11 protein-coding genes are annotated in these 11,786 nt (G+C 73.1%); 6 read left to right on the top strand and 5 right to left on the bottom strand.

All coding sequences use genetic code 11. The features are described 5' to 3' along the window. Window positions 1-195: 195 nt before the first annotated feature. Window positions 196-501 carry a hypothetical protein gene (locus J2S42_RS27650; protein ID WP_307243668.1) on the top strand — a complete coding sequence of 102 codons (306 nt, stop codon included), beginning with the start codon at window positions 196-198 and terminating at the stop codon, window positions 499-501. Window positions 502-656: 155 nt separating this feature from the next. Here J2S42_RS27650 and J2S42_RS27645 read toward each other — a convergent pair whose 3' ends face one another. Together J2S42_RS27645 and J2S42_RS27640 are read right to left on the bottom strand one after the other, a co-directional pair. After that, on the bottom strand, window positions 657-1,460 hold the full coding sequence (locus tag J2S42_RS27645; protein WP_307243666.1) for an alpha/beta hydrolase: 804 nt from the start codon (window positions 1,458-1,460) through the stop codon (window positions 657-659). Window positions 1,461-1,473: 13 nt separating this feature from the next. After that, a complete protein-coding gene (locus J2S42_RS27640) occupies window positions 1,474-1,770 on the bottom strand; it encodes an Rv1322 family protein (RefSeq protein WP_307243664.1) in 297 nt (98 codons plus the stop codon). A gap of 38 nt (window positions 1,771-1,808) precedes the next feature. Between J2S42_RS27640 and J2S42_RS27635 the strand changes: the two genes are divergently transcribed. The 3 genes from J2S42_RS27635 to J2S42_RS27625 all read left to right on the top strand — a co-directional run bounded on the left by J2S42_RS27635 (window position 1,809) and on the right by J2S42_RS27625 (window position 5,888). Beyond that, the gene (locus tag J2S42_RS27635; protein WP_307243662.1) at window positions 1,809-3,017 is read left to right on the top strand and encodes a sensor histidine kinase; all 1,209 of its coding nucleotides are present in this window, start codon (window positions 1,809-1,811) and stop codon (window positions 3,015-3,017) included. Beyond that, on the top strand, window positions 3,014-3,661 hold the full coding sequence (locus J2S42_RS27630) for a response regulator (RefSeq protein ID WP_307243660.1): 648 nt from the start codon (window positions 3,014-3,016) through the stop codon (window positions 3,659-3,661). Before J2S42_RS27635 ends, J2S42_RS27630 begins: the two co-directional genes overlap by 4 nt. A 76-nt stretch (window positions 3,662-3,737) precedes the next feature. After that, entirely contained in the window at window positions 3,738-5,888 is a 2,151-nt protein-coding gene (locus J2S42_RS27625) for an FtsX-like permease family protein (RefSeq protein ID WP_307243657.1), read from the top strand. A 45-nt stretch (window positions 5,889-5,933) separates the two neighbouring features. Here the strand turns inward: J2S42_RS27625 and J2S42_RS27620 are convergent, their stop codons facing one another. From J2S42_RS27620 to J2S42_RS27610, 3 genes are read right to left on the bottom strand one after another with little or no spacing between them, the layout of a single operon-like run. Then, entirely contained in the window at window positions 5,934-6,650 is a 717-nt protein-coding gene (locus tag J2S42_RS27620) for a Clp protease N-terminal domain-containing protein (RefSeq protein ID WP_307243655.1), read from the bottom strand. Window positions 6,651-6,689: 39 nt separating this feature from the next. After that, window positions 6,690-8,264 (bottom strand): 3-hydroxyacyl-CoA dehydrogenase family protein, encoded by a 1,575-nt coding sequence (locus J2S42_RS27615; RefSeq protein ID WP_307243653.1) that lies wholly within the window; start codon window positions 8,262-8,264, stop codon window positions 6,690-6,692. A 59-nt stretch (window positions 8,265-8,323) separates the two neighbouring features. Further along, window positions 8,324-9,445, bottom strand: a complete 1,122-nt coding sequence (locus J2S42_RS27610) for a glycosyltransferase family 4 protein (RefSeq protein ID WP_307243652.1) — start codon at window positions 9,443-9,445, stop codon at window positions 8,324-8,326. 108 nt (window positions 9,446-9,553) lie between these two features. Here J2S42_RS27610 and J2S42_RS27605 point away from each other — a divergent pair, with 108 nt between their 5' ends. Continuing rightward, on the top strand, window positions 9,554-10,246 hold the full coding sequence (locus tag J2S42_RS27605) for an SDR family NAD(P)-dependent oxidoreductase (protein WP_307243650.1): 693 nt from the start codon (window positions 9,554-9,556) through the stop codon (window positions 10,244-10,246). A 22-nt stretch (window positions 10,247-10,268) separates the two neighbouring features. After that, window positions 10,269-11,759, top strand: coding sequence for an aldehyde dehydrogenase family protein (locus J2S42_RS27600; RefSeq protein ID WP_307243649.1), 1,491 nt, complete (start codon window positions 10,269-10,271; stop codon window positions 11,757-11,759). Window positions 11,760-11,786: the final 27 nt, after the last annotated feature.

Here is an 11,786-nt window from a genome sequence, read left to right as displayed (position 1 = left end):
GGGTCTCCGTCACACCGCCAACCCGCCCCGCGGCTACCTCATCCCGCGAGCCGGCCTCCGGCCTTGCCCAGTACCGCCAGCGTCCCCTCGGTCCGGCGAGTTTGCTTCCCGGGTCCTTGGCGCCGGGAGGGGAAGGTCCCGTATTGCGAATTACGCACGGTCGCATGTGGACCGAATGAGCCTACCGGGGCGGCAGTGATCGCTGTTTCGTGGCAAGCCCTCTTCATGCGCCAGCTACAGCTCTTCACATCTGCGGAAGTGGCCATGATGCACGATCGGATCAAGTCGCGGGATTATTCTGCTGCGCGCGACGAGTTTCGCCGAATGGATCAGCAGCAATGCGATCGGGGGAGACGCCGCGGCCATATCGATCACCTGCGCCGCGTGCGGGGCTGCACCTACGCCGAGGCTGCGGCGGCCGGCGACGGTGTGCGCCGCGAGTCGCCGCCGGGCATTCCCGCACGCCCGCCGTCAGTGCGGTGCCCGAAGGCGAGCATCTGACCGCCGCAGTTCAGGGGCCTGCGCCAAACCTACCGTCACCACGGAATCCGCGGCACGAAAAGCGAAACGAAAACGACTCCGTCGCACGCCGGTCCGGTCGGCGCGCGACGCTGTTGCCGCAGGCGGAAACGGCCGCCGGTGAAGCCGGCGGGAATTCAGCCCTCGCGCTGTTCCGGGCCGGTTACCGGAACGTCGGAGAAAGCCGCCACCGTACGGTCCGCGTATGCGCTGGAGTCGCCGGATTCCATCGGCCCGTCCCAATCGGTGGGGAGCGGGACCGGCACCTCCGGCGCGACGCGACTGACCACCTCGTTGAGAACGGTTTCCGCGTCGCCGACCCACAGGTGCTTCGCGCCGTCGACGCCGACCACCTCGGCCTGCGGGATCGCGGCGAAGCGCGAGGCCGCCTCGGCTGGGCGCAGGTAGTCGTCGAACTCCGGGATCAACGCGGTCAGCGGCTTGCCGGTGTCGGCCCAGATGCGCAGGTCGTCGGGCTGGGAGAAGCGCAGCGGCGGGGAGAGCAGGATCGCGCCGGTCACGGACGGGTCGCAGCCGAACTTGAGCGTCAGGTCGGTGCCGAAGGACCAGCCGAGCAGCCACACGTTCGGCAGTTCCTCGAACTCGGCGTACTCGATGGCGGCGGCCACGTCGTAGCGCTCGCCCTGGGCGTTGTCGAACGTGCCCTGGCTGGTGCCGCGCGTGCTGGTGGTGCCGCGGGTGTTGAAGCGCAGCACGGCGATGCCGGCCAGTGCGGGCAGGCGCCATGCGGCCTTGCGGAACACGTGGCTGTCCATCATGCCGCCGTGAGTGGGCAGCGGGTGCAGGCAGATCAGCGTGGCGACCGGGTCGCGGTCCAGTGGGCGGGCCAGCTCGCCGACCAGCGTGAGGCCGTCGGCGGTGTGCAGTTCGATGTCCTCGCGGTGGGCGGGCAGGATCGAGTTCGCGCGGATCGGGGGCATGACAGCAATCCTTTCAGCGACCGGACGGGTGCCGCCGGTCGCGTGCCTTCCAGCAGCCGCTGTGCCAGTGCCGGCGGTCGGTGAGGTCGCCGCGTCCGTCCGCCGGCCAGGCCACGATGTGTGCCACGCCCGGTGGGATGGTCTGCTGGCAGCCGGGGCAGCGGTAGACCTTGGTCGCGTTGGTCGGTGGGACGCCGCGGACCAGCCATTCGCCGTCGCTCCAGGTCTGCACGGTCTGCACACCCTGACGGGCGCGGTCCCGGTCGACCGGGCCGCCCTCATCGCGGCGGTGGTTGCGGCGCGGGCTCACGGGATCAAGGGTAAGGGCGGGGCACGTACGCTCGCGTGGTGCACCGGGTCTACGCGTGGCTTCGGCGACACCCGTCCGTGCTGACCGGGCTGGTGGCCGCGCCGCTCGGCCTGGCCTCGATCCCGTTCGCGCTGGTCGCGGACGGTCTGGCGGGCGTGCTGATCTGGCCGGTGATGATCGCGCTGCTGGCCGGCATGGTGCTCCGGCACCACCGGCCGGGTACGGCGTACCTGCTGGTCCTGGCGGCCGGCCTGACACTGGTCATGGTCTCCGACACGGTCGTCTTCCTGCCGGTCTACCTGGCCATGCCGATGGTGCTCTACTCGGTCGCGGCGGACGGGCCGGGCTGGGCCCGCTGGTCCGGCCTGTTCTGGATCGCGGCCGCGCCGATGCTGGTGGTGGCCCGGCTGATCACCGGCGCGCAGACCACGGTGAACCTGACCTCCGGTGGCTTACTGATCCTGTGGGTCGTCTACGCGGCACCGCTCGCGGTCGGCTGGATCTGGGGTGACGCCGCCCGCAGCCGCCGCCGCTGGTACCAGCAGCTGGCCGAGCGCGCGGACCGGCTGGAACGGGAACGCCGCGCGCTGGACCGGGCCGCGGTCGCGGAGGAACGCGCGCGGATCGCCCGCGAGCTGCACGACGTGGTGGCTCACCACGTGTCGGTGATCGTGGTGCAGGCGGACGGCGCCCGGTACGCGCTGGACTCCGCGCCGGAGCTGACCCGCGAGGCGCTGGACACGATCTCGTCGACCGGCCGGGAGGCGCTGACCGAACTGCGCGGCCTGCTCGGCGTGCTGCGCAGCGACTCCGGCGACGGCCCGGCGCCGCAGCCGGGCGTGGCTGCGATCCCGACGCTGGTCGAGGGCGCCCCGGTCGCGGCGACGCTGACCGTCACCGGCCGGGAGCGACCGGTCACGGCCGGGCTGGGCCTGACCGCGTACCGGGTGGTGCAGGAGGCGCTGACCAACGCGCTCAAGCACGGCGGCTCGGGCACCACCGCGGCCGTCACGCTGACCTGGCGCCGCACCACCCTGGTCGTCGAGATAACCGACACCGGCACCCCGGCCGACGGCGAGCAGCACACCGGCACCCCACCCGGCCGCGAACAGCACACCGGCGGCCACGGGATAACCGGCATGCGCGAGCGCGTCGCCGCGGCCGGTGGCCGGCTGGAGACCGGTCCCGGGCCGGAGCGCGGCTTCCGGGTGCGCGCGGAACTGCCGTACGACAAGGAGATCGCATGATCCGGATCCTGCTGGCGGACGATCAGCGGCTGGTCCGCACCGGCTTCCGCATGCTGCTGCAGACGCAGCCGGACCTGACCGTGGTGGCCGAGGCCGGCGACGGCGGCGAGGCGATCGAGGCGGTCAGCGCGCACCGGGTCGACGTGGTGCTGATGGACGTCCGCATGCCCACGGTGGACGGTGTGACCGCGTGCCGCCGGATCCGCGCGCTGCCGGACCCGCCGCGGGTGCTGGTGCTGACCACGTTCGACCTGGACGAGTACGCGTTCGCCGCGATCCGGGCCGGTGCGTCCGGTTTCCTGCTCAAGGACGCGCCGCCGGAGGACCTGCTGTCCGCGATCCGGGTGGTGCACTCCGGCGACTCCGTGGTCGCGCCGTCCACCACCCGGCGGCTGCTGGAGCGCTTCGCGCCGTACCTCCCGGACGACACGGCGACACCGGGCCCGGCGAACGCGCTCACCGACCGGGAGCACGAGGTGCTGCTGCTGGTCGCGCGCGGCCGGTCGAACGCGGAGATCGCCGCCGAGCTGTTCGTCGCGGAGACCACGGTCAAGTCGCACATCAGCCGGATCCTGACCAAGCTCGGCCTGCGCGACCGCGTGCAGATCGTGGTCTACGCGTACCAGAACGGCCTGGCCCGCTGAATGTGTACCTGAGGAGGATGCGCGGTCGACCTGGGACAGACGACCGCGGCCGCGCGCGTCCATAGCGTCGGACGGTGTGCGAAACGTTCTCCTCTCCGGCCTGCGAGCCCGCCGGACCCGGCTGCTGCTGACCGCCCTCGCGGTCGCGCTCGGGGTCGCGTTCGTGACCGGCACGCTGATCCTGACCGACACGATGACCGCGAGCCTTTACCAGGAGGCCGCGCGGGACGCCAGACCGGTGGCCGCCCGCGCGGTCGCGGATCGCCGGTTCACCGACGCGGACCTGGCCCGGGTGGCCGCGCTGCCCGGCGTGACCGACGCGGCCGGTGAGGCCGCCACGGAGTCACCGGTGCTCGGCCCGGACGGCCGCGTGGTCTCGGTGTTCGGCGCGACCGCGACCATGGTCCGGGCGCTGCCCGGCCGGCCGGAGCTGGCCGCGCTGCGCCTGACCGCGGGTGCGTACCCCGGACCGGGTGAGGCGGTGGTGGACGCGGCCACCGCGGCCGAGCGCGGCTGGTCCCCGGGCGACTCGCTGACGCTCGTCACCGACCCGGAGAAGCCGCACCCGGTACGGATCAGCGCGCTCACCGACGGCGTCCCCTACTTCACCGTGTTCCTCCCGGTCGCGGACTTTCGCGCCGCGACCGGCGTGGCGGACTGGGGCGCGATCCGGGTCGCCGGCCCGGACCAGCGCGCGGCCGCGGACACGCTCGCGGGCGCACTGCCGGACGCCGAGGTGATCACCGGTGCCGAGTACGCGGACCGGCTGGCCGGTGCGCAGGTCGGCAGCGTGACCATGATGCGCGCCGGCCTGCTCGGCTTCGCGCTGGTGGCGCTGGTGGTGGCCGCGATGGTCATCCACAACACGTTCGCGATCCTGGTCGCGCAGCGGGAGCGGGAGCTGGCGCTGCTGCGGCTCGCCGGTGCGCTGCGCGGTCAGCTGTTCCGGCTGGTGCTGGCCGAGGCCGCGATCGTCGGCGGGCTCGCGTCCGCGGCCGGTTTCGGGCTCGGCCTGCTGGCCGGCCGGCTCGGCGCGACCGGTCTGGAGTCGCTCGGCAACGGCCAGATGACCGCGTCCATGCAGGTCACACCGCAAACCGTGGTGCTCGGCGCGCTGACCGGCGTGGGCGTGACCGTGCTGGCCGCGATCGGGCCGGCCCGGAGCGCGACCCGGCTCGCCCCGATCGCGGCGCTGCGCCGCCCGGACGCGCCGGTCGAGGCCGGCACGTCCCGCCGCCGCGCGCTGGCCGGCACGCTGCTCGCGCTGGTCGCGGCCGCGATGGTGGGCGCGGGCGCGGTGGGCAACACCGTGGTGCTGGCGGCCGCGGGCGCGCTCCCGGCCATGCTGGCGCTGGTCGCGCTCGGCCCGGTGCTGGTCGTACCGGCCTGGCGGCTCGCGGTCCGGCCGGCGCTGCTGTTCTTCGGCTCCGGCGGGCGGTTGGCGGCCCGGTCCGGTGAGCGGCAGCCGCGTCGGGCGGCCGCGACCGCGCTGGCGCTGACCGTCGGCATCACGGTGGTGACCACGTTCCTGGTCGGCGCGCAGTCGCTGGCCACCAGCACCGCGGCGGAGCTGGAGCGCCGGTTCCCGACCGACTTCGTGGTGACCGCGCCGGACGGGCAGCGACTCCCGGCGGACCTGGCCGCGCGGCTGACCGCGCTGCCTGAGGTGCAGCGCGTGGAGGTCCGCGACGGGCTGTGGGTGTTCACCGCGGACGACGTGGACGCGCCGGCCGCGCGCACCGCGGTCGCGTCCGTGACCGACACCGTGCCACTGGCCGTGGTGCTCGACGTGCAGAGCCAGGCCGAGCGGATCGGCCGGACCGTGGACATGCTGCTCGCGGTGGTCGGCGTGCTGGTGATCTTCTCGGTGCTGATCTCGGTCGCCGGGATCACGAACACGCTCACGCTTTCCGTGCTGGAGCGGACGCGCGAGTTCGGGCTGCTCCGGGCGCTCGGACTGAGCCGGCGCCAGCTGCACGCGAGCCTGCTGGCCGAGGGGATGACGTTGGCGCTGATCGCGGCCGTGGCCGGCGTGGCGCTCGGGATCGGCTTCGGCGTGGCCGGTGTCTACGCGTCCATCCCGCACGCCTGGGTCGCGGTCTCCCTGCCGTACCCCCGGATCGGTCTGGTCGTGGTGAGCGCCGCGGTCATCGGGCTGCTCGCGGCCGCGCTCCCGGCACGACGCGCGGCTCGCGTCGCGCCGGTCGCGGCGCTGGCGGACGAGTGAAGAAGGGGTCCGGGGCGTCTTCCACCACGTCCCGGACCGTCCGTCCTACTTCTTCAGCGAGTCGAGCGCGTCGACGATCCAGGCCTCGGCGCGCTCCTTGGTGAGGCCGAGACCGCGCAGCGCCTCGCCGCCCGCGTCCTCGTGCTCGTCCAGCAGCGCCAGCAGCATGTGCTCGGTGCCGACGTAGTTGTGGCCGAGCCGCAGCGCCTCGCGGACGATCAGGTCGAGCAGCTTCTTCGCCCCGGCCGAGAACGGCAGGTGCGCCGGCAGCTCGCCGTCGACCCGCGGCGGCAGCACGGCTGCGGCCGCGACCCGCACGTCCGCGAGTGACACGCCCTGGTCCTGGATGGCCATCGCGGCCAGCGAGTTCGGCTCGTCGAGCAGGCCGAGCACGAGGTGCTCGGTGCGCACCACGTCGTTGCCGGCCGCGCGCGCGGCCTTGACCGTCTGCTCCATGACGACCTTGGCGCGGTGCGTGAACCGGCTGAACCGGCTGGCGTCGACCACCCCGGCCGGGTCGCCGACGAACCGCTTCTGCACGGCCTGCTTGCTGACGCCCAGGCTGCGGCCGATCTCGGCCCAGCTCGCACCGGCCCGCCGGGCCTGGTCGACGAAGTGCCCGATCAGGTGGTCGGACAGGTCGCCGAGGTGCTCGCCGACCAGGATCGCGTCGGAGACCCGGGTCAGGTGGTCGCCGTCCGGGTGCTGGCTCTTGACGTGCTCGATGAGTTCATCGAGCCGGATGACGGGTTCGGTAGTCATGCGTCAACCATAGGTTGACGCGCCGAAAAGCGTCAACCCCTAGTTGACGGTACGGAACGAACGCCCGGCCGCGACCATCTGCTCCAGCAGCGGCGCCGGTGCGAGTCCGGGCTCGCGCGACTCCCGGTAGAGCGCCCGCAGGGTCGCCAGCACCTGGTCCGGCCCGATCGCGTCCAGCATCTCGAAGGGGCCCGCCGGATAGCCGCAGCCCAGCCTCATCGCCGCGTCGATGTCGTCCGTGGCCGAGTAGTTCGCCTCCAGCATGCGGACCGCGTCGTTCAGGTACGGGTGGAGCAGCGCGCGCACCACGAAACCGGCGCGGTCCGGGCTGGACACCGCGGTCCGGCCCAGCCGCTCCACCACGGCGCGCGCGGCGCCCCGCGTCTCCGCCGAGGTGCGGATCGTGTGCACCACCTCGATCAGCTCGTCGTTGACCACGTGCAGCCCGGCCACGTCGGCCGGGCGCCCGGTGGCCATCGCGAGCTCGATCACCGGCAACGTGGCCGTGGTGGTGGCCAGCACCGTGCCCGGCTTGCACACCTCGTCCAGCGCCACGAGCACCGCCTTCTTCGCCGCGAGGTCGTCCGCGACCGCCTCCACCACGAGGTCCGCGTCGGAGAGGAGGTGCACCTCGGTGGCGTCGGCGGCGTGCCGCACGGTGAACCCGGCGGCCGAGAACGCGCCGGCCAGCGCGGCCGAGCCGACGATGCCGACCGTGCGGACGTCCCGTACCGTGGCCGGCTTCTGCTCTTCTGACGGTTCCTGCGTCCCGTACGGGTAGAAGCCGCGCCCGGACTTCCGGCCCAGGAACCCGGCGGTCACCATCTGCGCGAGCAGCGGCGCCGGCGCGTGGCGGCGGTTCCGGCCGCCACGGCGGAACATCGTGTCCAGGATCTCGGCCGCGACGTCCAGCCCGATCAGGTCCAGCAGCGCCAGCGGGCCCATCGGCAGCCCGCAGCCCACGCGCATCGCCGCGTCCAGGTCCTCGCGCGAGACGTGCCCGCTCTCCAGCATCGTGACCGCCTGGTTCAGATAGCCGAAGAGCAGCGCGTTCGCGATGAAGCCGGCCCGGTCGCCGATGGTCACGCCGCGCTTGCCGAGCCGGGTGCAGAGTGCCGCCACGTCCGCCACCACGTCGTCCGCGGTGACCACGGTCCGGACCACCTCGACCAGCCGCATCACCGGCGCCGGGTTGAAGAAGTGCATGCCGATCACCCGGTCCGGCCGCCCGGTGCCGGCCGCGATCTCGGTGACCGGCAGCGAGGACGTGTTCGTGGCCAGGATCGCGGACGGCTTGCAGACCCGGTCCAGCTCCGCGAAGACGACGTGCTTCAGGTCCAGCCGCTCCGGCACCGCCTCGATCACCAGGTCGGCGTCGTGCAGCGCGGCCGGCCCGGCCTCGAACCGCACCCGGCCGAGCAGCGCGTCCCGGTCCGCCGCGGACAGCTTGCCCCTGGCCACGGCCCGGTCCGTCGAGGCGGTCAGGATGCCCCGGCCCCGTTCCAGCGCCGCCGCACCGGCCTCCACGGCCACGACGTCCAGCCCGCTCCGGGCGAAGACCTCGACGATGCCGGCGCCCATCGTGCCGAGACCGACCACTCCGATGGTGTTCAACGCGCACGCCTCCTGTGTTAACGGACGTTAAGCGCGAGTCTCCCATGCCCGGCGGGCGGTCAGCGCGGCCCCAGCGTGCCGTTGACCGCGCGAACCACGTCACCACCGGCGCGGTCCCAGGAGAAGCGGGACGAGACGTCACCGGCCCGGGCCGCGCACTCCGCGTAGAGGTTGTCGTCCGCCAGCGTCTCCGCGATCAGCTTGGCCAGGTCGTACGGGTCGTCGCCGGACGCCAGCGCGCCGGAGACGCCGGGCTGGATGATCTCCGGCATGGCGAACGCGTCCCGCCCGATCGCGGGCAGCCCGCGCGCGGCCGCCTCGGCGAACACGATGCCGAACGCCTCCAGCCGGCTCGGCAGCACGAACAGGTCGTGCGTGTCGTAGAGGCCGGCCACCTCGGCCAGCGACCGCTCGCCGAGGAACGTCACGCCGTCCGGGATGTCGCCGTCCATCGGCCACTCCCGCGGCCCGGCCACGGTCAGCGTGATCTCCGGGTCGAAGTCTCGGCGCAGGATCTCCACCGCGGCCACCACCAGGTCGCCGCCCTTGCGCTGGAACTCACGGCCGACGAAGAGCAGCCGGTTGCGCGGGCCGGTCTTCGCCGGCAGCGGGCCCTCCACGGACGCGCCGGCCGAGATACCCGGGTGCACCACGTGCACCTTCTCCGCCGGTACGCCGGTCACCTCGATCAGGTTCCGGGCCAGCCAGTGGCTCATCGCGATCACGCCGGCGGCCTTGTCGTAGACCTCCAGCTGCCGCTCCCGGCGGCGGCGCAGCTCGGTCGTGGTCAGGTGCTGGAACAGCGGGATGCCGGACGTCTCCTGGATGTGCAGCAGCCCGTCGAAGCTCATGTCCTGGAACGTGAAGTACGGCCGGTCCAGGATCGCGAGATCCTGGATCATGACGACCGCGTCCACGTCCGCCGCGTCCGCGCCGCGCTGGATCGCCTGCCGCAGGAACGCGTCGGTCAGCCGGGACTGCTTCCACGTGGTGACCGGACGGCTGTTGCGCCAGCGCACGTGCATCAGCTTCAGCGCGGTCTGCGCCCGGTGCGGGATCTGCACGCCCACGTCCGGCACCTCGGCGTGCCCGCGCATCGCCGCGCGCAGGTGCCACGGGATGTGCGACCAGGTGGCGATCGGGTTCGGAGCCCACAGACAGGCGAAGCCGATGCGGCTCACCGGACACCTCCATCATCACGTCGACCGCGATTGTTCCTGGCGGCGGCGCGCGGTTCCTCGCCGGGTCGTGTTGCCGACAGAGCCACCATCTGTGGTACGGCTGACAGCATGCGGACCGTATTCGTCACGGGTGTCTCGCGCGGCCTGGGTGCCGCGCTGTTCGAGCAGGTCATCGCGGCCGGCGACCGGGTGGTCGGGATCGGCCGGCGGTTCACCGGCGCGCAGGACGATCTTGCCTTGCAGGAGCCGGCGCGCGTCGCACTATTGACCGCAAATCTGAGTGATCCCTCAACGTTGCCCACACCGGACCAGCTGCGCGCGGTGTTCGCGCCGGAGGGCGAGGTGGTGCTGATCCACAACGCCGGTCAGGTCACGCCGGTCGGCCCGGTCGGCGCGCTCCCGGCGGACGAGCTGGCCGCCTCGATCACGGTGAACCTGACCGCGCCGATGCTGCTCACCAACGCGTTCCTGGCCGCGGCCGCCGGCCGTACCGCCCGGGTGCTGCTCATCTCGTCCGGCGCGGCCGGGCGGACGATCGAGAACTGGTCCGCATACTCCGCGGCCAAGCGCGGCGGCGAGTTCTTCATGGAGATCCTGGCGGCGGAGAACGCGCACCGCGAGCCGCCGCTGACCGTCGCCTCGGTGAACCCCGGCGTGATGGACACGGACATGCAGGCCGCGCTGCGGGACGCGGAGTTCCCGGCCAAGGACCGCTACGTGGGGCTGCACGAGCGCGGTGAACTGCCGGATCCCGGCACGGTTGCCGAGAGGATCATCCGCGAACACCTTACTTCCGAGTAGCTCTCGGCTCTAAGCTCAGCCAATGACTCCCGGGATGCCCGTCATCGACGACGGGAAGTTGACGTCCACCAATCCCGCCACCGGCGAGACGGTCGGCACCTTCTCCGTAGCAACGGCCGATGACGTGGCGCTCGCGGTGCGCCAGGCCCGCGAGGCCGGCCGGTGGTGGGCCGGCCTCGGGTTCACCGGCCGGCGCGAACGGCTGCGGCGCTGGCGCACGCTGCTGGCCCAGCGGCTGGAGGAGCTGACCGCGCTGGTCCACCGGGAGACCGGCAAACCGCTCTTCGACGCGTCGGTCGAGGCCGCCAGCGCGCTCGATCACGTCGACTGGGCGGCGAACAACGCGAAACGCGTGCTCGGCCCGCGCCGGGTGCGCACCCGCGCGCTGGTCGCCGAGCACTCAGCGCACCTGGAGTACCGGCCGTACGGTGTGGTCGGCGTGATCGGCCCGTGGAACTATCCGGTGCTCACGCCGCTCGGCTCGATCGGCTACGCGCTCGCGGCCGGCAACGCGGTCGTCTTCAAGCCCAGTGAGTACACGCCCGCGGTCGGTCAGTGGCTGGCCGACGTGTTCGCCGAGGCCGTGCCGGAACACCCGGTGTACCAGGTGATCCACGGTCTCGGCGACGCCGGCGCCGCGCTGTGCCGGTCCGGCGTCGGCAAGCTGAGCTTCACCGGCTCCACCGCGACCGCGCGCCGGGTGATGGCCGCGTGCGCGGAGACGCTGACCCCGGTGCTGATCGAGGCCGGCGGCAAGGACGCGATGATCGTCGACGAGGACGCGGACCTCGACCGGGCCGTCGACGCGGCGCTCTGGGGCGGCATGTCCAACGCGGGCCAGACCTGCGTCGGCATCGAGCGCGTCTACGTCGTCTCGAAGGTCCACGACGAGTTCGTCGCGCGGCTCGCCGCGGGCGCGCGGAGGATCACGGTCGGCGCGGACGACGCGCACCTCGGCCCGATCACCATGCCCGGCCAGATCGACGTCATCCGCCGGCACATCGACGACGCGCTGTCCCGCGGCGCCCGCGCGGTGGTCGGCGGCGCGGACGCGGTGCAGCCGCCGTACGTGCACCCCACCGTGCTGGTCGACGTGCCGGACGACGCAGCCGCGATCCGTGAGGAGACGTTCGGCCCGACGCTCACCGTCACCCGGGTCGCGGACGCGGACGAGGCGCTGGCCAAGGCGAACGCGCTGCCGTACGGCCTGGGTGGTGCGGTCTTCGGCCACCGCCGCGCGATCGCGCTGGCCCGCGGCATGCGCTCCGGCATGACGTCGGTCAACTCGGTCCTCACGTTCGCCGGCATGTCCACGCTCCCGTTCGGCGGCGTGGGCGAGTCCGGCTTCGGCCGCATCCACGGCGAGGACGGCCTGCGCGAGTTCGCGGTGGCGAAGTCCATCACGGTCCGCCGGCTGCCGTCCCCACTGCCGATCCTGTCCTTCTTCCGCAAGCCGTCCCACGAACGCCTGCTGATCCGCGCGGTCAAGACCCTCTACGGCCGCGGCCGGTGAGCGGCGGACCGCTCACCGACCCCGGGC

This window comes from Catenuloplanes indicus (genome assembly GCF_030813715.1).
Taxonomy (GTDB): domain Bacteria; phylum Actinomycetota; class Actinomycetes; order Mycobacteriales; family Micromonosporaceae; genus Catenuloplanes; species Catenuloplanes indicus.
The sequence above is the reverse complement of the archived record's forward strand: the minus strand, read 5'-3'. Positions and strand labels throughout refer to the sequence as shown.